Below are 19,047 nucleotides of genomic sequence, written 5' to 3' on the forward strand. Positions count from 1 at the left end.
ATGAGCAGCCCTCTCACCACCGCCTCCCCGGCCGCACCCGCCAAGACCTCCGGTCCCGGCCGCGGCGCGCCACGGCTGCGCAAAGCGCGCAGGCACTCCCCCGACAAGCCCAAGCGCAGCGTGCTGCTGACGGTGCTGACCTCGCTGATCGTCGTCTACACCGTCGTGCCGCTGATCTGGCTGGCCATCAACGCCACCAAGACGCAGGCGGGTCTGGCCGACTCGTCCGGGATGTGGTTCGCCGACGACTTCGCGCTGTGGGACAACATCCACGACACGTTCACCTACCACGACGGCGTGTTCACGCGCTGGCTGCTGAACACCCTGATGTACGTGGTGCTGGGCGCCGGCGGGGCCACCCTCCTGGCGGTCCTCGGCGGATACGCGCTGGCGAAGTTCGACTTCCCCGGCAAGCGCGGCATCTTCGCCACGGTCATCGGCGCGGTGGCGGTCCCCGGTACGGCCCTCGCGGTGCCCACCTTCCTGATGTTCAGCAAGATGGGCCTGACCGACACCCCGTGGGCGGTGATCATCCCCTCGCTGGTCTCGCCGTTCGGCCTGTACCTGATGTGGGTGTTCGCCACCGAGGCCATCCCCACCGAACTCCTCGAGGCCGCCCGCATCGACGGGGCCGGCGAGGCGCGCACCTTCTTCACCGTCGCCCTGCCGCTGCTCGCCCCCGGCATCGTGACCGTGCTGCTGTTCACCACGGTCGCCACCTGGAACAACTACTTCCTGCCGCTGATCATGCTCAAGGACTCGGACTGGTACCCGCTGACGCTCGGTCTGAGCGCGTGGAACTCCCAGGCCGAGACCGTCGGCGGCGACGTCATCTTCAACCTGGTGATCACCGGTTCGCTGCTCACCATCCTGCCGCTCATCGCCGCGTTCCTGCTGCTCCAGAAGTACTGGCAGTCGGGTCTCGCCGCGGGCAGCGTCAAGGAGTGACCGCGCGGCTCCCCGGCCGCCCCCTCAGCCCCACATCACGCACCACCACCCTCACCCCGTCCCACCCACGAAGAAGTGGAAGCACCCTCATGCGCAGAAACACCAGCCGCCTGCTGCGCGGCATCGCCCTCCTGTCCGCCGTGGCCCTGGGTGCCACCGCCTGCGGCGGCTCGGACGACGACTCCGCCGAGAAGGCCGTCTCCGCCTCGGACGTCCAGGCCGCCCTGAAGAAGGGCGGCACGGTGACGGTGTGGTCCTGGGAGCCCACGCTGAAGACGGTCGCCGCCGACTTCGAGAAGAAGTACCCGAAGGTCAAGATCAACCTCGTCAGCGAGCGGTCGGGCGACAAGCACTACACCGCGCTGTCGAACGCGATCTCGGCCGAGAAGGGCGTCCCGGACGTCGCGCAGGTCGAGTACTTCGCGGTGAACCAGTACGCCCTCGGCAAGGGCCTCACCGACCTGGCCCCCTTCGGCGCCGACAAGCTGGCGTCCAAGTACACGCCCGGTCCGTGGAACGCCGTGAGCGAGGACAAGGCGGTCTACGGCCTGCCGATGGACTCCGGCCCGATGGCGATGTTCTACAACAAGAAGATCTTCGACAAGTACAAGATCGCCGTCCCGACCACCTGGGACGAGTACGTCGACGCCGCGCGCAAGCTGCACAAGGCCGACCCCAAGGTCTACATCGCCAACGACACCGGCGACGCCGGCTTCACCACCAGCCTGCTGTGGCAGGCCGGTTCGCGTCCGTACAAGGTCGACGGCACCAATGTGAAGATCGACTTCAGCGACGCGAAGGCCAAGAAGTACACGGACACCTGGCAGAAGCTCATCGACGAGAAGCTCCTCGCCCCGGTCACCGGCTGGACCGACGACTGGTACAAGGGCCTGGGCGACGGCAGCATCGCCACCCTGACCACCGGCGCCTGGATGCCCGCCAACTTCGTCACCGGTGTGCCGAACGCGGCCGGCCAGTGGCGCGCCGCCCCGATGCCGGCCTGGACCAAGGGCGACAAGGCCAGCGCGGAGAACGGCGGCAGCTCGCTGACCCTGCCCTCGCTCGGCAAGAACAAGGAACTCGCCTACGCCTTCGTGGAGTACGCGAACTCCGGTGACGGCGTCCAGACCCGCGTCAAGCAGGGTGCCTTCCCCGCCACCAAGGCGGAGCTGGAGTCCCCCGAGTTCCAGAGCACCAAGTTCGACTACCTCGGTGGCCAGGAGGCGAACAAGATCTTCGCCGAGTCCGCCGCGAACGTCGCCAGCGACTGGTCGTACCTGCCGTTCCAGCAGTACGCCCACTCGATCTTCAACGACACGGTCGGCAAGGCCTACGTCTCGAGCACCACGCTCGCGGACGGTCTGAAGGCCTGGCAGGACGCCTCGGTGAAGTACGCCGAGGAGCAGGGCTTCACCGTCGAGAAGTAGGACAGCACCAGACGCAGGGCGGCGCGGACGGACTCCGCGCCGCCCCCCGTGCACCACACCCCGGAAGGACCGCCATGATCTCCACCCTCCACTCCCGCCGCCGCGGAGCGGACGGTGACCCCGCCCCCCGACTGGCCTACGGCGCCGACTACAACCCCGAGCAGTGGCCACGGGACGTGTGGGAGGAGGACGTCCGGCTGATGCGTGAGGCCGGCGTCACCGTGGTGTCCGTGGCGATCTTCTCCTGGGCCCGGATCCAGCCCACGCACGACACCTGGGACTTCGGCTGGCTCGACGAGGTCATGGACCTCCTGCACGCCCATGACATCGGTGTCGACCTGGCCACCGCGACCGCCTCCCCGCCGCCGTGGCTGACCACTGCCCACCCGGAGATCCTGCCGGTGACGGCGAACGGCGAGACGGTGTGGCCGGGCGCCCGTCAGCACTGGCGTCCCACCTCCCCCGTCTTCCGCGAGCACGCCCTGCGGCTGGTGCGGGAGCTGGCGGCCCGGTACAAGGACCACCCCGCGCTGGTCGCCTGGCACGTCTCCAACGAGCTGGGCTGCCACAACGTCTACGACTACTCCGACGACGCGGCCCGCGCCTTCCGCGGCTGGCTGCGCGCCCGCTACGGCACGCTGGAGGCCCTCAACCACGCGTGGGGCACGGCGTTCTGGTCACAGCGCTACAGCGACTGGGAGCAGATCCTGCCGCCGCGGCTGGCCGCCTCGCACCCCAACCCGACGCAGCAGCTGGACTTCAAGCGCTTCTCCTCGGACGCGCTGAAGGACCACCTGCGCGCCGAGCGGGAGATCCTCCGCGAGCTCACCCCCGACGTGCCGGTCACCACGAACTTCATGGTGATGGGCAACACCAAGGGCATGAACTACGCGGACTGGGCCGACGAGATCGACTTCGTCTCCAACGACCACTACGTCCACCCCGGGCCGCAGGACCGCGACGAGCTGTCCTTCTCGGCGAACCTGACGAGCGGCATCGCCGCCGGGCGGCCCTGGTTCCTGATGGAGCACTCCACCAGCGCCGTGAACTGGCAGCCGGTCAACGTGGCCAAGCGGCCCGGCGAGCTCGCCCGCGACGCGCTGCTGCACGTGGCGCACGGCGCGGACGCGGTCTGCTACTTCCAGTGGCGGCAGTCGGCGGCCGGCGCCGAGAAGTACCACTCGGCGATGGTCCCGCACGCCGGTGCCGACAGCGACCTGTTCCGCGCGGTGACCGCGCTCGGCGCCACCCTGAAGACCCTCGCGCCGGTCGCCGGGACCGAGCGGGAGACCGCCCGGGTCGGCATCTTGTACGACTGGGAGTCGTGGTGGGCCAGCGAGCAGGACTCGCACCCCACCTCCCTGCTCGACTACCGGCAGGAGGCGCTCGACTGGTACTCGGCGCTCCTCGCCCTCGGCGTCCGCGCCGACCTCGTCACCACCCGCGCCGACCTCTCCCGCCACCAGGTGCTGATCGCGCCGGTGCTGCACGTGGTCCCCGCCGAGCTGGCCAAGGAGCTGACCCGGTACGCCGAGCGGGGCGGTCACCTGATCACCACGTACTTCTCCGGTGTCGTCGACGAGAACGACCACGTCTGGCTGGGCGGCTACCCCGGCGCCCTGCGCGAGCTGCTCGGCATCCGCGTGGAGGAGTTCGGGCCGCTGCTGGCCGGGGAGAGCGTGGAGCTGGACGACGGGACCACGGGCACCCTGTGGACCGACCGGATCGCCGTCGCCGACGCCGACACGCAGGTCCTGGCCGGCTACCGCACCGGTGCGCAGGCCGGACGGCCCGCCGTCACCCGCCGTACCACCGGGGAGGGTTCGGCGTCCTACGTCTCCACCCGCCTCGGCGTCGACGGCCTGGTGTCGCTGCTGCCGCGGCTGCTGGAGCCGGCCGGGGTCGCGAGCGAGCTTCCTCAGGAGGCACGCGGCCGGGTCGAACTGACCGTCCGGAGCGGGGAGGCGGGACGCTTCCTGTTCCTGGTGAACCGCACCGACGACACGGTGCCCGTGACCGGACTGGCCGGGGACGTCCTGGTCGGCGCCGGCGGCACCGACGGCGCCCTGGTCCTCGGGCCGCGCGAGGTCGCCGTACTGCGCCAGCCCGTCGGCTGAGACGGGCGCCCCACCCGCACGACTCCCCGGCACGGCGCACGCCGCCGTGCCGGGGGCCATGCCCTCCCGCCCCCCTCGGCGGGAGGGACCCATGCAGCGACCGCACCGCAGTTGGGAGAACAGATGGCACGCCGTACGCGCAACAGACGGACCCTCGGGGCCGCCGCACTGACCGCCCTGGCCACCGGGGCCGCCCTGCTCGCCGTTCCGGCGCAGGCCGAGGCCGCCGCGGCCGTCACCGTGACGCCGGACCCGTCGTACCGGCAGGAGAAGTTCGAGGGCTGGGGCACCAGCCTCGTCTGGTTCGCCAACGCGACCGGCGACTACCCGGCGGAGATACGCGAGAAGCTCGCGAAGCTCCTCTTCGACGACGACGGGCTGGCGCTCAACATCGCCCGGTACAACATCGGCGGCGGCAACGCCCCGGACGTCGAGGACTACCTGCGGGCCGGCGGCGCCGTCGAGGGCTGGTGGAAGGCGCCCGCGGGGACCACGCGCACGGACACCGACTGGTGGAGCGCCGACGACCCGGCCGACTGGAACGAGGACGCCGACGCCACCCAGCGCTGGTGGGTCGACCGGATCAAGAACGACATCGACCACTGGGAGACGTTCAGCAACTCCCCGCCGTGGTTCATGACCGTCAGCGGGTACGTCTCCGGCGGGTTCGACGCCGGCGCCGAGCAGCTCAAGCCGGAGTCGGTCGACGACTTCGCCGCCTATCTCGCGGGCGCGACGAAGCGGCTGGAGAAGGCCGAGGGCATCAAGGTCGACACGATCGACCCGTTCAACGAGCCGAACACCAATTACTGGGGCACCCGTCTCGGCGCGGACGGCGAGCCGGTCGGCGGCCGTCAGGAGGGCGCCCACATCGGCCCCGCGGTCCAGCAGCAGGTCCTCGCCGCCCTGGCGCCGGCGCTGAAGAAGGCGAAGGTCAAGGCGGACATCTCGGCGATGGACGAGACCAACCCGGGCCTCTTCGCCACGAACTGGAACTCCTACTCGCAGGCCTCCCGCGACCTCGTCGACCAGATGAACGTCCACACCTACGGCACCGGGCAGCGCACCACCGTGCGGGACCTGGCCAAGGCGGCGGACAAGCCGCTGTGGATGAGCGAGGTCGAGGGCGACTGGGGCGACGGCCAGAGCTTCACCGACATGCGTCCCGGTCTCGGGCTCGCCCAGCAGATCGTGAACGACCTGCGCGAACTGGAGCCCAAGGCCTGGGTGTTCTGGCAGCCGGTCGAGGACCACGACAACATGAAGCCGGGCGGCGAGTCCGCGAAGGGCGGCAACTGGGGCAGCATCCAGCTGCCGTTCAGCTGCACCTCGCAGGACACGCTGGAGTCCTGCCCGATATACACCAACACCAAGTTCGACACCGCGCGCAACTTCACGCACTTCATCAAGCCCGGCGACCGGCTGATCAAGGTGGACGACACCTCCAGCGCCGCCGCCGTCACCGCGGACGGCAAGGGCGCCTCGCTCGTCCACGTCAACAGCACGACCGAGGCCCGCACGGTCACCGTCGACCTGTCGAAGTTCCGCAGGATCGGCAAGAACGCCACCGTCACCCCGGTGGTCACCAGCGCCGACGGCAAGCTCCGGCCGCAGGCGCCGATCGCGGTCGCCGACCGCAGGGCCACCTTCACCGTGCCCGCCCAGTCGGTGACCTCCTTCGCCGTCGAGGGCGTCTCCGGCGTCGCGAAGGACGCCCCGCTGATCCGCAAGGGCCACACCTACACGCTGACCGGCGTGCAGAGCGGCAAGGCGGTCACCGTCGCCGCGAACGGCACCGGTCTGGTCCTCGGCACCGGCAACGGCACCGTCGCCCAGCAGTGGCGGCTCGACGCCCGGTACGGCGAGACCGGCGCCCGCCAGCGCTACGTGTTCGCCAACCCGGCCGAGGGCAAGCGGCTGGCGGTCCGCGACAACGTGCCCGTGGTGGAGCCCGACACCGGTGAGCGCGACCCCGCCACCGAGTGGGTCATGTCGACCACCGGTGACGGCACCTGGACCCTGGTGAACCCCGCCACCGGCCGGGTCCTCGAGGTCGGCGGCCAGGCGACCCACGAGGGCGCCGCCGTCACGACCTGGCCGCCCAACTCCGGCTCCAACCAGCGCTGGAGGGTGACGGACGTGACCGACGCGTCGTAACACCTCCCGCCCGCAGCCGGAAGGGCCGCGCCCGCACCGTGTCGTCGACGGTGCGGGCGCGGCCCTTCGTGCGCCGGGTGCGGGGCGTCAGGAGCGCTTCGTCCTCTGCGGGCCGCCGCGTTCGGCCGCCCGCCACAGCTCCGGCAGCTCCCGCTCCCGGTCGGCGGCCCCGGCCTGCTCCCGGCCGTACAGCAGCCCCCAGGTGAATCCGGGTTCGCCGGCCCGGTGGGCGGCCACGGCCTGGCGGCGCAGGGTCTCGCGGGCCACGACGCCGTCGTGGTGGTCGCCGAGCGCCTTCTGCACGGCCTTGACGCGCTTGCCGAGGCGTTTCGCGGTGCCGCCGAGGGCCGGCCGGGCCGCCTCGGCGGCGTACCGGACCCGCTTGGCCGCCTTGCGGGCCTGGTGGAGGGCGGCGTCGCGCTCCGGACCCGCGGGTGTGCCCAGGGCGCGCTCGACGCGGCGGGCGAGGCGGTCCTGCTCCTTGCGGAGTGCCCCGGGCAGGACCCTGGCCGGCTTCCGGGCGGCCTTCGGACGCAGCGGCGGGTGGGCGCTCAGCCGGTCCAGTGCCTCCAGGAGTGCCACGTAGCGGGGCGAGGACAGCGCCGCGAGGGTGCGGTCGCGGGCCTCGGCCGAGCGGGCGACGTCCCACGCCTGGAGGCGGGCGGAGACCGGGCCGAGGACCAGTTCGCCGGGCAGCGCGTCGACGCCGCGGCGCAGCCGTTCCAGCAGCACCTCCTGGTCGCGTTCGGCGCCCAGTTCACCGCCGAGCCACTTCAGTTCGGCGCGGACCGGCTCGGTGACCCCGCGGTCGAGGAGCGGACGGTAGGAGCGCAGGCAGCTGCGCAGCCGGCGGCAGGCGACGCGCATCCGGTGCACCGAGTCGGGCAGGCCGCGTCGTACGGCCGGGTCGAGGTCGACGATCGCCCGGACCTGCCGGGTCAGGTAGGCACGCACGTGCTCGCCGGCGGTACCGGGGGTGCCGGGGGATGAGTGCGGGGCGGGCAGCGCACCGGGCACGGTGTCGTTCAGGGCGCGGACCGCCTTGGACGGGGCGTCCGAGCGGGTGAAGCCCTCCTTGCCGAGGGCCTTTTCGACCCGCTTCAGGACGGTGGCGGCGGGTTCCTCGGCGACCGCCTCGACCTCCAGTTCCGTCCAGGACGTGTGGCCGCGATCGCCGCGCAGGGAGTCGGCGCGGACCCGGTCGAGCGTCAGCTCGGCGAGGAGGCCGCCGTCGGCGTCGAGCAGTTCGCGCACGGTCCGGTCGGTGCGCAGGCGCAGCACCGGTTCGAGGCGGGCGCCGCGGGTCCGGGAGAGCACCAGGTCCCGCAGGCCGTCGGGGATGTCGTCCGGGTTGCCGTGATCGTTCGTCCCGAGGGGGGCGCGGAGCTCTTCGCGGGTGTCCTCGTCCAGCGGCAGCTTCAGGTGCCAGCCGGCGTCGGGGCCGCCCGTACGGCGGCGCAGGGTCGCGCGGGCGCGCAACAGGCGCAGGTCGGCGGTGTCGTAGTACACCGCGTCCAGGTCGTGGCGGCCCCCGTCGGCGAGCGACCAGCCGCCGCCCGCGCCGGTCAGCCGGGACAGGCTCGGAAGGTCGCCCGCTGCCGGCACCTCGTACTTTCGTTCGGTCTCCCGCGTCGACTCGGTCATGCCTACCCGGTTGACACGATCCGCCGGATCAAACCTCCCCCGAGCCCGCGGGCGCGGGGGTCGGCAGGTCGACGGCGTGCCGGGAGGGCACCGTGGCCGGGACGCGTTCCAGCACGCCGCCCGCGAAGACGTCGTAGAGGGGCAGCGTCTCCAGGTGGACGTAGCCGATGTGGCAGTCGCAGACGGCCAGCGGGCAGGGGCGGGGGCGCAGGGCGGCACGGTAGGAGCCGTCGTAGAGGTTGCCGAGGGGGGCGGGGACGAAGTGGCAGCGCCGGACCGTGCCCTCGCCGTCGACGGAGACCACGGACTCGCCGGTGCGGCAGGGCAGGCCGGCGCTGGTGTGCGGGTGGCGGCTGTACGGGAACAGCGGGTCGAGGTCCGTCCACCGGGCGGCGTCGGCGTCGTTGTAGGTGTGGCCGTCGGCGGCGTTGATCCACAGGTAGACGTGTGCGGGGAGGTCGGCGCGCAGGCGGCGGGCCGCTTCGAGGTGGTCGGGCAGGCCGACGACGCCGACGCTGAAGCGGATGCCGCGCGTGGCGAGGTCGCGGCACTTGGCGAGGAAGCGGTCGTAGGGGGTCTGGCCGGGATGGTAGGTGCACCACAGGGCGAGGGTGTCGGGGTCCGCGTCGGCGAGCCAGTCGGTGCGGCAGCTGAGGTTGGTCTGGATGGCGACCCGGCGGATGTGCGGGAGCCGGGAGAGGTCGGCGAGGGTGCGCCGGTACCAGGAGCGGACCAGGCCCTCGCCCCAGGGGGTGAACAGCAGGGAGAGGCGGTCGTCGGTCTGCCGTGCCGCCCAGTCGGCGAAGCGCTCCAGCGCGGCGCGGTCGGCGCGGAGCCGGTCACCCGTGTCGCGCCGCTTGGCGAACGGGCAGTAGGGGCAGTCGTAGTCGCAGGAGGCCAGGGGACCGCGGTAGAGCAGGGTCAGGTCCATGACCGGTGCTCACTTCCTCTCGTAGGCGGCCATGGCGGCCCGCACGGCCGGGGAGAACAGGGCGGGGCCGATCGCGTCGGAGTGGGCGAGGCCCTCCGGCGTGAGCCTGAGGACGGCCGGGTCGCCGGTCAGCCAGCCGTGGTCGGCGAGGCGTTCGAGTTCGGGACCGAAGTCGTCGGCGGGGGCGGTGCCGAAGCGGGCCCGGTAGTCGTCGGTGCGCAGGCCGTCGGCCTGGAGGAGGGACTGCAGGAGGTGGCGGCGGCGCGCCTCGTGGCCGTCCATGGCGTGGCCGACCTCGGCGTGGGCGAAGTCGGTGGTGGAGACGTAGTCGTCGATGATCGCGCGGACCTCGTGCATGCCGACGGCGTAGTCGAAGGAGTAGTGCAGGCGGGCCGTGTAGGAGCGGGCGCCGCAGCCGAGTCCGATCATGCCGTCGGTCTGGCAGGCGTGGTCGTCGGCTCCCTGGGGCGGGGCGTCCGTGCGGCGGAACATGCGCATGGACTGCTGGGTGTAGCCGTGGGCGAGGAGGTGGTCGCGGCCGGCCCGGTACAGGCGCAGCCGCTGTTCGTCCCATTCCGGGTCGGGGCCGCCGCGGCGGCGGTCGAGGCCGGTGAGGGGGCGGACGTAGAGGGGGTAGAGGTACAGCTCCTCTGGACGCCAGGCCAGGGCCGCGTCGAGGGAGTGGCGCCAGGTGTCCTCGGTCTGCCCGTCGATGCCGTAGATGAGGTCGATGTTGAGGACCGGTACGCGGGCGTCGCGGATCCGGCCGAGGGCGGCCTCGACGTCGGCGCGGCGCTGCGGGCGCACGGCGGCGCGGGCCTCGGAGTCGACGAAGCTCTGCACGCCGAGGCTGAGCCGGGTGGCGCCGCGGCCGGCCAGGACGGCGAGCCGGTCGGCGGTGGCGGTGGCGGGCGAGGCCTCGACGGACAGGGGGACGGCACGCAGGTCGGCGCCCATGCGCTGCTCGGCGATGTCGCAGAGGCGGTCCAGTTCGGCCGCGGTGAGGAAGGTGGGGGTGCCGCCGCCGAAGGCCGCGGTGGCGAAGCGCACCTCGTCGGTGCCGCCGAGCGCTTCCCGTACGGCGTCCGCCTGGCGTTCGAGCGCGTCGAGGTAGGCGCCGGTCAGGCCGTCGGGGGCGCCGATGCGGGTGAAGAGGTTGCAGAAGCCGCAGCGGACCTCGCAGAACGGGATGTGCAGGTAGAGGGAGAGGGCGTCCTTGGGTTCGGCCGCCCACAGGGTGCTCAGCGCGGGGCGGTCGGGAAGAGCGCGGTAGGCCGTCTTGTGCGGGTAGGCGTAGACATAGTGCTGGTAGGGGGTGGTGCGGGTGCTCGGCTCGGTGATCGGCTCGGCGGTGGTCATCCGGTGGCCTCCGTCGGACGGGGTGCGGGGTCGAGGAAGAAATGGGCGTAGGGCACGGTCCACACCGACTCGTGGCCGAGGCGGTGGCCGGTGTAGCCGTCGTCGCCGTAGGCGGTGCCGTGGTCGGAGCAGACGATCGCGAAGCAGCGGCGCCGGCTGCTCGCCGCCGCGAACAGCCGGCCGATGTGCCGGTCGACGTACTCCAGCGCGGCGGCGTGCGACGCGCGGGTGTCCCCGGACCCGCGGGTCGCGCCGGGCAGGTGGAACCAGTTCGGCTGGTGCAGCGCGGAGACGTTGACGAACAGGAACAGGCGCTGCTCGTCGGGGAGTTCGTGTACGACGCGTTCGGCGCGGGCCACCTGGTTCTCGAAGGAGCGGGGCGAGGTGACACCGAACTCCGGTGCCCAGTGGGACTCGTGGAACAGGCCGGGCAGCACCGAGCCCAGCGGGCCCTGCTTGTTGAAGAAGCCCACTCCCCCGACGCACACGGTGTGGTAACCCGCCTTCGCCAGGCCGGACACGAGGTCGGGGGTGTCGAAGACGAAGGTCTTGTCGGCGGTGGTCTCGCTGCCGGCGAAGCTCGCCGCGAACAGGCGCGGGTGGGGTCCGGGGGCGGCCGGAGTGGGCAGGAAGCCGGCGAAGATCGCCTGGTGGGAGGCGTAGGTGAAGCTGCCGGGGGCGTGCCGCTTCTCCCAGCGGCCGCCGGGGAGGTGGCGGGCCAGGTGGGGGAGGCGGCCGGCGGCGGCCAGTTCGGCGGCGACGTCGTGGCGCAGGGTGTCGAGGGTGACGAGTAGGAGGTCGTGGGTGCCCACCACCTGGTTCATGTCCGGCTGGTTCGGGTCCGGGTCACGCATGGGGTGTTCCTGTTCTGTGGCGGGCGGGGGCGCCGCTCAGGGCCGCGGCCACCTGGGTGGCGTAGGTGTCGAGGCCCTCCGCGCCGCTGCCGGGGAGGCCGGTGAGCCGGGGCAGCAGGTCGCCGAAGGCGTTCACCTCGCCGACGGCGGCCCTGCGCCAGTCGACGGCCGGCAGCAGGTCGACGCCCACGCAGAGGGTGCGGGGGAAGCAGGCGGCGGCCCGCTCGCACACGCCGAGCAGGTCGGACCAGCGGGCGCCCGCCGCCGCCACGGCCTGCCGGGCCGCTTCGAGGTCGCCGCGGCTGCCGCCGAGGTGGAGGTTGGTGAGGGGCGAGAGGCTGGTGCGCACCACCGCGTGGGTGGCGCGACCGGCCACGACGACGACCCGCAGATCGGCGGCGCGGCCCTGCTGGGAGGCCTTCGGCAGCCAGCGTTCCAGGTGCAGGCCGTCGGGGGCGAGCGCGTCGACGACGGCCGCGATGTCCCGCTCGTCCTGGTAGCGGCGGACCCGGAGCGAGTTGAACAGGCGCCCGTCGGAGGTGAGTTCCACCGAGGTGGTGGCCCTGATCCGGCCCGGTCCGCCGGTCTCCACGGCCAGCACGCCCGACGCGGACGAGCCGTGCGCGGGTTTGACGAACAGCCGCGGCATCCGGTGCTCCCGCATCAGCGCCCGTACGTCGTCCCAGCCCCGTACCGGGGCGGCCGCGGGGCCCGAGGTGGGCGAGGCCGGGACCGGTACGCCGGCGGCGTCGAGGACGGCGTGGCAGCGCCGTTTGTCGAACAGCACGGGGAGGTCGTCGGGATCGTCGAGGCGGATGCCGCCGCGCAGGCCGGCGAGCGCGGCGGTGAAGCCGGCGTACCAGCGGGCCGAGCCCTCGACGCGGGTGGGGTCGGCGGTGCCGCGCAGCAGCCGGTCGACGTCCGCGTTCTCGCCCGGTGAGTCGATCCGGACGATCTCCTCGGGGCCGAACTCGGCTCCGCCGTCGCGCAGGACCTCTGCCCAGGCGACGACGCGCGGGGCGGGAAGGCCGGCCGCGCGCACGGCGTCCGCGAAGAGGGTGACGCGGCGGTTCCCGGGATTGCCGACGACCGCGAAGCGGGGCCGCCGGTGGGGGGCCGGCCGCTGCATGGCGTCCTCTCGTGGGGTGTTCGGGTGCCTGCGCGGTGCAGGGGTGTTCCGGGGCGGGCCGAGGGGGGTGCTCAGGGGGTGTTCACTCCCCCACGGCCACGTACCGCCACACCGTGCCGTCGTCGTCCTGGTCCTCGTCGGCGTCGTCGCGGTCGAGGTCCACCTCGACGCCCTCGGTCTCGACGGTCCGGCGGATCCGGTCCGTCAGGGCCTCGCTGAGGTAGTGGTGGTGGAGGTCGAGCTTCTTCAGGTGGGTGAGGGGCTGTCCGGCGAGGAGTGCGGCGCCGCCCTCGTCGGTCAGGACGCCCATGGACAGGTCCAGGACCTCCAGGCGGGCGACCACCGGCGCGGAGGCGACGGCCGCGGCGACGGCGTCCTGCATCTCGCTGTTGCGCAGCGCCAGGTGGCGCAGGCGCGGCAGGCGGGCGCCGGACAGGATCGGTTCCAGGTCGGCGGCCTCGCTGTCGCCGCCGTAGTCGGGGGTGCCCAGCCACAGGTCGAGGTGCTCCAGCGCGGGCAGGTCGCTGGCGCCGATGCCGCGCACGACCTCCGCGGGCAGACCGCCGGACTCGATGGTGAGCCGGCGCAGGGCGTCGTGCCTCAGCGCCGGGAAGCGCAGGCCCGAGCCGCCGCGGACACCGAACTCCTCCAGTTCGGGGTAGGCGGCGAGGAGGGGCGTCAGATCGGTCTGGTTGATCCAGGAGATCTCGCACTCCTCCATGACCATGTCCCCGACGAACAGGGCCCGCAGCGCGGGGAACCGCTCGCGGGCCGCCACCAGCGCCTCGACGACGGCGGTGGGCTCGCTGTCGTACGCCTCCTGCCAGGCGCCGACGATCAGCGCGCGCACGCGGGTGGTGTCGACGGCGGCACAGAAGCGGGCGAAGGCCCGCGTCCACTCCTCGTCGGCGTCGTACACGTCGCTGGTGACGCGCCAGGCGAAGGCCTCCGCCTCGGGAAGGTCGTCGGTCGGCGCGTCGGGGCCCGGGAAGGTGTAGGCGGGCAGCCGGTACAGCGCGTCGAGGTGGTCACCGATGGTCATGCGGCTGCTCCTGGGGAGGACGAGGGTGCGTTGCGTGGTGACCGCAGTTCTACCAACAGGCACTGACAGGACCGGTGGCGGGGCGGTGGTCGGGGGCGTGGCCCGGGCGGGTGCGGTCCGGGCGCGTGTGTCCGGCGCGTGTGGTCCGGGCGCTGTCAGTGGGGGCGCCTACGGTCTGCGTCATGAGTCCGGCGCGTCCCGCGCCGGCGGGAGGGAGGGCCGTTCGTGTACCGGCAGGGAGACGTGCTGATCGTTCCGGTGGCGGAGGAGGCCGTGCCCGCGCATGTCACCGCCGCGCCGAAGGAGCCTCGCGACCGGCGGGGCCGGCTGGTGCTGGCGCTGGGCGAGGTCACCGGGCACGCCCACGCGGTCGTCGGGCCGGGGGAACTGGTGCGGGAGCCGGGGCCGTTCGGCCCGCTGCTGCTGCATCTGCCGCAGGGCGGCCGGGTGGTGCACGAGGAACATGCGGTGATCCCGCTGCCCAAGGGGTGGTTCCGGGTCATCCGGCAGCGGGAGTACGTGCCGGGGTCCGTGCGGATCGTGGCGGACTGAGCGGGTGGGGACGAAGGTGACGGAGGAGCGGATGACCGGCACGGACACCATGGACGCGGCGGACACGCGCGGCGCGGCGGACACGCGCGGCACCACGGACACGCGCGGCACCACGGACACGCGGGACGCGGCGGACACGCGGGACGCCGCCGAGGACGTCGGCTTCTGGCGCGCCTGTGCGGCGGCGGCCGTGCCCGCCGACCGCGCGGCCGCCGAGGCCGGGGTCCGGCTGGCGTACCGGCGGGCCGGGCTCGCGGAGCCGGAACAGGTGCTGTGGGCCGCCTCCCCGCGTGAGGCGGTCACCCTGATACGCACGCTGCGGGACCGGGGCCCCAGTGTCCGTGAGGCGGTCCGCACCGCCCCCTGGGCACGCGAACGGGCGCGCACGCACCGCGAGTTGGGGGCGGCGGGATGGGCGGCGCACTGGGCGGCGACGGGTGGCCGCCTGTGGGAGACCACGCAGGCCCTGGTCGAGCGGATCCGGCGGGGCGTGCTGGAGGAGTTGGCGGACGGGACCGGCCCCGGCGGCCGGGCGGCGGAGGCCGAGGTGCGGCTGCTCCTGCTGGACGCCGTGCTCGGGCAGCACGACGCGCCGTGGCTCGCCGCGTTCCCCACCGACCGGGAGCCGCTCGACGGGCTGGCCGCGGTGTGCCGCACGGCCGGCTGGTGGTGGCCGTTCGCCGAGGTCGCGGTGGTGTGCGAACGTCCGGTCGCGCTGCACCGGGACGAGGCGGGCCGCCTGGACCGCGGGGACGGCCCGGCGCTGGCGTATCCCGACGGTTTCGCCCTGTACGCCTGGCGCGGCATGCCGGTGCCCGCCGCGTTCCTCGACGAGCTGACGGCGCTGACGCCGGAACGGATCCGGGCCGAGGAGAACGCCGAGCTGCGCCGGGTGATGCTGGAGCACTACGGCTACGACCGCTATCTGACCGACTCCGGGGCGCGTCCGCTGCACCGGGACGCCACGGGCACCCTGTGGCGGATCGACCTCGACGGCGACGAGCCGGTGGTGATGGTGGAGGTCCTCAACTCCACACCGGAGCCGGACGGCACCCGGCGCACCTACTGGCTTCGGGTGCCGCCGTCGACCCGGACGGCCCGTGCGGGGGTCGCCTGGACGTTCGGGCTGCAACCGGAGGCCTACGCGCCGGTGCGCGAGACCTGACCGGAGTGCCGGGACCGGGCCCGGCGTCCGCCGGGCGGGGCGGGGCGGGTCCGCGGGGCGGGTCCGCGGGTGTCGTCTTCTGAACACGGCGGTGACCGCGGCGGATCGGCCGCGGCCACCGCCTGGAAAGTTTCCTGCTTCACGGGGCTTGCCGGACCGAAGAAGTCATCAGTTAAATCAAGCCGTGAACTAAGCGGCCGTTCCAACGGGTTGCCCACACCTCGCCGAACCCGCACGTTCCCGCACCCGTCCGTGACCACCCGCACCCACCTGTCCGTACCCACCCGCACTCACCCCGCAGGGAACCAGCATGAGACTCAGATCCCTGGGTGTCGCGCTCGCCGCCACGGCGGCGTTGCTCGCCCTCCCCACGACCCAGCCACCCGCGGCAGCGGCCGACACCCTGCTCTCCCAGGGCCGGACGGCCACCGCGTCGTCGACCGAGAACGCCGGCACCGCCGCCGCCCTCGCCGTGGACGGGAACACCGGCACCCGGTGGTCCTCCGCCGCCACGGACGCGCAGTGGCTCCAGGTCGACCTGGGTGCCACCGCCACCGTCACCCGGGTGGCCCTCCAGTGGGAGGCCGCCTACGGGAAGGACTACCGGCTCCAGATCTCCGCGGACGGCAGCACCTGGACCGACCTGAGGACGGTCACCGGCGGCGACGGCGGCACCGACACCCACGACGTGTCCGGCCAGGGCCGCTACGTCCGGATGCAGGGCGTGCACCGGGCCACCGCCTGGGGCTACTCCCTCTGGGAGTTCCAGGTCTACGGCACCTCCGGCGGCACCGCTCCCGGCACCTGCGACACCGCGAACGCGGCACAGGGCAGGCCCGCCACGGCCTCCTCGACGGAGAACGCCAGCACCCCCGCCTCCGCCGCGTTCGACGGCGACGACGGCACCCGCTGGTCCAGCCAGGCCTCCGACCCCCAGTGGCTGCGGGTCGACCTGGGCTCGGCGCGGGACCTGTGCGGGATCGACCTGAACTGGGAGGCCGCCTACGCGAAGGACTTCCAGATCCAGGCCTCCGCGGACGGACAGACCTGGAACACCCTGCGGAGCGTGACCGGCGCGACCGGCGGCAGGACGAGTTACGACGTCAGCGGCTCCGGCCGTTACGTGCGGATCAACGGCACCACCCGCGCCACGCCGTACGGCTACTCGCTGTGGGAGGTCGCCGTCCACACCGGCACCGTCGGCACGCCCCCGATCCAGGGCGGCGGCGACCTGGGACCCAACGTCATCGTCGTGGACCCGAGCACCCCGAACCTCCAGCAGAAGTTCGACCAGGTCTTCGCCCAGCAGGAGTCGAACCAGTTCGGCTCCGGGCGCTACCAGTTCCTGCTCAAGCCCGGCACGTACAACGGCGTCAACACCCAGCTCGGCTTCTACACCTCGATCTCCGGGCTCGGGCTCAACCCCGACGACACGCAGATCAACGGTGACATCACCGTCGACGCGGGCTGGTTCAACGGCAACGCCACCCAGAACTTCTGGCGTTCGGCGGAGAACCTGGCCATCCGCCCGGTCAACGGCACCGACCGGTGGGCGGTGGCGCAGGCGGCGCCGTTCCGCCGGATCCACGTCCAGGGCGGCCTCAACCTCGCGCCGAACGGCTACGGCTGGGCCTCCGGCGGCTACATCGCCGACTCGAAGATCGACGGCACCGTGGGGCCGTACTCCCAGCAGCAGTGGTACACCCGGGACAGCTCGGTCGGCGGCTGGACCAAGGGTGTGTGGAACATGACGTTCACCGGTGTCCAGGGCGCCCCGGCCACCGACTTCGACACCGGTCCCTACACCACGCTGGACACCACCCCGGTCTCCCGCGAGAAGCCGTTCCTGTACCTCGACGGCAACGACTACAAGGTGTTCGTGCCCGCCAAGCGCACCAACGCGCGCGGGGTGTCCTGGCCGGCCAACGCGGGCGGCACCTCGATCCCGCTGAGCCGGTTCTACGTCGTCAAGCCGGGCGCGACGGCCGCCACCATCAACGCCGCGCTCGCCCAGGGCCTGCACCTGCTGTTCACGCCCGGCGTCTACCACCTCGACCGCGCGATCGAGGTCGACCGCGCGGGCACGGTCGTGCTGGGTCTCGGTCTGGCCACGCTCGTACCCGACGGCGGTGTGGACGCGATGCACGTGGCCGACGTCGACGGCGTCCGGCTCGCCGGGTTCCTCATCGACGCGGGCGCGGTCCGCTCCGACACGCTGCTGCGGATCGGCCCGGCCGGATCGAGCGCCGACCACGCGGCCGACCCCACCACCATGCAGGACGTGTTCGTCCGCATCGGCGGCGCCGGCCCCGGCCTGGCGACCGACTCGGTGGTGGTCAACAGTGACGACGTGGTCATCGACCACACCTGGATCTGGCGCGCCGACCACGGCGAGGGCGTCGGCTGGGAGACCAACCGCGCCGACTACGGCCTGCGGGTCAACGGCGACGACGTCCTGACCACGGGCCTGTTCGTGGAGCACTTAAACAAGTACGACGTGGTCTGGAACGGCGAACGCGGGCGGACGGTCTTCTTCCAGAACGAGAAGGCCTACGACGTCCCGAACGCGGCCGCCGTCACCCACGACGGCATCGTCGGCTACGCGGCCTACAAGGTGGCCGACACGGTGAACGAGCACGAGGCCTGGGGACTGGGCAGTTACTGCAACTTCACGTCCGACCCCTCGATCGTGCAGCACCACGGCTTCCAGATCCCGGTGAAACCGGGGGTGAAGCTGCACAGCCTCCAGGTGATCTCCCTGGGCGGCAAGGGCCAGTACGCGCACGTGGTCAACGACACCGGGGCGCCGACCTCGGGCACGGACACCGTCCCGTCCAAGATCACGCAGTTCCCGTGAGACGGGTGGGACAGGCGTGACCGCCTGCCGGTACGACGACCGTCGTACCGGCAGGTTCGCGGTACCGGCAGGCCCGGTGTCCAGCCCGGTTTCCGGCCCGATCAGCCCTCGGCGGAGCGCGCCAGCACGTCCGTGACCTGCCGGTGGACGACCGCACGGGCCTCGGCGGGCAGGGCGCCGAACTCCGTGCGCTCCAGGGCGTGCGACGCCCCGTCGGGGCCGGCCCCGCACGGGACGCTCTCGCTGAGCACCTCGTAGCCGTCGCGGGCGGCGACCCGCAGGAACCGGCGGCCGTCGCCGTCGGCGTGGACGGCGGTCGCGACGACGAAGGGCGGCGGTCCGCCCGCGTCCGCGGGAACCTTGTGGTAACCGCTCACGACGGGGTCGCGCCAGCGCAGTCCGAGCAGGAGGTGGCGCTTGGCCACGGTCTCGGCGAGATCGGTCTCGTACACCCGGTCGGACTCGAGGACCGTGGCCCGCGCGTCCAGGACGAGGACGGCGGGCAGCAGACACCGCAGCGTGCTGCCGACGATGTTGCCGCCGACGGTGGCGGTCCTGCGCACGGCTCCGGTGCCGACGCCGGCGGCGGCACCGCGCAGTGCCTCCGGCGCCTCCCCGCCGATGCGGTGCAGCACCACGGCCGCCCCCAGCGTCCCGCGTCCGACCGCGTTGGCCTCGGGCAACTCCCGCAGCGACATCGCCAGTTCGGGAAAGCCGTCGCGCTGCCAGGTGGCCCACACGAGGGTGGCCCCGCCTATCGGTACGGCACCCTCGGCGAGGCATTCCTGCGCTTCGGACACGGAGGTGGGGAGACGCAACAACACGGCGACCGACCTTCCTTCCCGGGGAAGCCGGCGGTGCGGAA

The 19,047-nt window shown here is 73.0% G+C and carries 14 protein-coding genes; 7 read left to right on the forward strand and 7 right to left on the reverse strand.

Annotated elements, in window-relative coordinates; translation table 11 throughout:
• The 4 genes from AB0N31_RS02030 (at nucleotide 1) to AB0N31_RS02045 (ending at nucleotide 6,649) form a co-directional block, all read left to right on the forward strand.
• The gene (locus tag AB0N31_RS02030; protein ID WP_366056383.1) at nucleotides 1-948 is read left to right on the forward strand and encodes a carbohydrate ABC transporter permease; all 948 of its coding nucleotides are present in this window, start codon (nucleotides 1-3) and stop codon (nucleotides 946-948) included.
• Between the two features lie 89 nt (nucleotides 949-1,037).
• Nucleotides 1,038-2,375: a sugar ABC transporter substrate-binding protein gene (locus AB0N31_RS02035; RefSeq protein WP_366056384.1), complete on the forward strand. Its 1,338-nt coding sequence runs from the start codon at nucleotides 1,038-1,040 to the stop codon at nucleotides 2,373-2,375.
• 74 nt (nucleotides 2,376-2,449) lie between these two features.
• The gene (locus tag AB0N31_RS02040; protein WP_366056385.1) at nucleotides 2,450-4,492 is read left to right on the forward strand and encodes a beta-galactosidase; all 2,043 of its coding nucleotides are present in this window, start codon (nucleotides 2,450-2,452) and stop codon (nucleotides 4,490-4,492) included.
• Nucleotides 4,493-4,615: 123 nt separating this feature from the next.
• Complete coding sequence (locus AB0N31_RS02045; protein ID WP_366056386.1) at nucleotides 4,616-6,649, forward strand: RICIN domain-containing protein; 2,034 nt, start codon at nucleotides 4,616-4,618, stop codon at nucleotides 6,647-6,649.
• An 87-nt stretch (nucleotides 6,650-6,736) separates the two neighbouring features.
• Here AB0N31_RS02045 and AB0N31_RS02050 read toward each other — a convergent pair whose 3' ends face one another.
• From AB0N31_RS02050 to AB0N31_RS02075, 6 genes are all read right to left on the reverse strand, one after another.
• Nucleotides 6,737-8,293: a CYTH and CHAD domain-containing protein gene (locus AB0N31_RS02050; protein ID WP_366056388.1), complete on the reverse strand. Its 1,557-nt coding sequence runs from the start codon at nucleotides 8,291-8,293 to the stop codon at nucleotides 6,737-6,739.
• A gap of 28 nt (nucleotides 8,294-8,321) precedes the next feature.
• Complete coding sequence (locus AB0N31_RS02055) at nucleotides 8,322-9,224, reverse strand: STM4011 family radical SAM protein (protein WP_366056389.1); 903 nt, start codon at nucleotides 9,222-9,224, stop codon at nucleotides 8,322-8,324.
• Nucleotides 9,225-9,233: 9 nt separating this feature from the next.
• Nucleotides 9,234-10,583: an STM4012 family radical SAM protein gene (locus AB0N31_RS02060; RefSeq protein ID WP_366056390.1), complete on the reverse strand. Its 1,350-nt coding sequence runs from the start codon at nucleotides 10,581-10,583 to the stop codon at nucleotides 9,234-9,236.
• Nucleotides 10,580-11,407: an STM4013/SEN3800 family hydrolase gene (locus AB0N31_RS02065; RefSeq protein WP_366056595.1), complete on the reverse strand. Its 828-nt coding sequence runs from the start codon at nucleotides 11,405-11,407 to the stop codon at nucleotides 10,580-10,582. Before AB0N31_RS02065 ends, AB0N31_RS02060 begins: the two co-directional genes overlap by 4 nt.
• 22 nt (nucleotides 11,408-11,429) lie before the next feature.
• Nucleotides 11,430-12,566 carry an STM4014 family protein gene (locus tag AB0N31_RS02070; RefSeq protein ID WP_366056391.1) on the reverse strand — a complete coding sequence of 379 codons (1,137 nt, stop codon included), beginning with the start codon at nucleotides 12,564-12,566 and terminating at the stop codon, nucleotides 11,430-11,432.
• Between the two features lie 82 nt (nucleotides 12,567-12,648).
• Nucleotides 12,649-13,608 (reverse strand): STM4015 family protein, encoded by a 960-nt coding sequence (locus tag AB0N31_RS02075; RefSeq protein ID WP_366056392.1) that lies wholly within the window; start codon nucleotides 13,606-13,608, stop codon nucleotides 12,649-12,651.
• Between the two features lie 225 nt (nucleotides 13,609-13,833).
• Here AB0N31_RS02075 and AB0N31_RS02080 point away from each other — a divergent pair, with 225 nt between their 5' ends.
• The 3 genes from AB0N31_RS02080 (at nucleotide 13,834) to AB0N31_RS02090 (ending at nucleotide 18,182) form a co-directional block, all read left to right on the forward strand.
• Nucleotides 13,834-14,160 carry a hypothetical protein gene (locus AB0N31_RS02080; protein ID WP_366056393.1) on the forward strand — a complete coding sequence of 109 codons (327 nt, stop codon included), beginning with the start codon at nucleotides 13,834-13,836 and terminating at the stop codon, nucleotides 14,158-14,160.
• A 31-nt stretch (nucleotides 14,161-14,191) separates the two neighbouring features.
• Nucleotides 14,192-15,325, forward strand: a complete 1,134-nt coding sequence (locus AB0N31_RS02085; protein WP_366056394.1) for a DUF6745 domain-containing protein — start codon at nucleotides 14,192-14,194, stop codon at nucleotides 15,323-15,325.
• A gap of 310 nt (nucleotides 15,326-15,635) precedes the next feature.
• Nucleotides 15,636-18,182, forward strand: coding sequence for a discoidin domain-containing protein (locus AB0N31_RS02090; RefSeq protein ID WP_366056395.1), 2,547 nt, complete (start codon nucleotides 15,636-15,638; stop codon nucleotides 18,180-18,182).
• A gap of 101 nt (nucleotides 18,183-18,283) precedes the next feature.
• Here AB0N31_RS02090 and AB0N31_RS02095 read toward each other — a convergent pair whose 3' ends face one another.
• Nucleotides 18,284-19,006, reverse strand: a complete 723-nt coding sequence (locus AB0N31_RS02095; RefSeq protein WP_366056396.1) for an FAD binding domain-containing protein — start codon at nucleotides 19,004-19,006, stop codon at nucleotides 18,284-18,286.
• Nucleotides 19,007-19,047: the final 41 nt, after the last annotated feature.

Source organism: Streptomyces sp. NPDC051051, assembly GCF_040682975.1.
In the GTDB taxonomy this organism is placed as follows: Bacteria; Actinomycetota; Actinomycetes; order Streptomycetales; family Streptomycetaceae; genus Streptomyces.

Coding starts and splice junctions, on each gene's coding strand:
- AB0N31_RS02030 (WP_366056383.1), top strand. CDS start 1: ATGAGCAGCCCTCTCACCACCGCCTCCCCGGCCGCACCCGCCAAGACC.
- AB0N31_RS02035 (WP_366056384.1), top strand. CDS start 1,038: ATGCGCAGAAACACCAGCCGCCTGCTGCGCGGCATCGCCCTCCTGTCC.
- AB0N31_RS02040 (WP_366056385.1), top strand. CDS start 2,450: ATGATCTCCACCCTCCACTCCCGCCGCCGCGGAGCGGACGGTGACCCC.
- AB0N31_RS02045 (WP_366056386.1), top strand. CDS start 4,616: ATGGCACGCCGTACGCGCAACAGACGGACCCTCGGGGCCGCCGCACTG.
- AB0N31_RS02050 (WP_366056388.1), bottom strand. CDS start 8,293: ATGACCGAGTCGACGCGGGAGACCGAACGAAAGTACGAGGTGCCGGCA.
- AB0N31_RS02055 (WP_366056389.1), bottom strand. CDS start 9,224: ATGGACCTGACCCTGCTCTACCGCGGTCCCCTGGCCTCCTGCGACTAC.
- AB0N31_RS02060 (WP_366056390.1), bottom strand. CDS start 10,583: ATGACCACCGCCGAGCCGATCACCGAGCCGAGCACCCGCACCACCCCC.
- AB0N31_RS02065 (WP_366056595.1), bottom strand. CDS start 11,407: ATGAACCAGGTGGTGGGCACCCACGACCTCCTACTCGTCACCCTCGAC.
- AB0N31_RS02070 (WP_366056391.1), bottom strand. CDS start 12,566: ATGCAGCGGCCGGCCCCCCACCGGCGGCCCCGCTTCGCGGTCGTCGGC.
- AB0N31_RS02075 (WP_366056392.1), bottom strand. CDS start 13,608: ATGACCATCGGTGACCACCTCGACGCGCTGTACCGGCTGCCCGCCTAC.
- AB0N31_RS02085 (WP_366056394.1), top strand. CDS start 14,192: ATGACCGGCACGGACACCATGGACGCGGCGGACACGCGCGGCGCGGCG.
- AB0N31_RS02090 (WP_366056395.1), top strand. CDS start 15,636: ATGAGACTCAGATCCCTGGGTGTCGCGCTCGCCGCCACGGCGGCGTTG.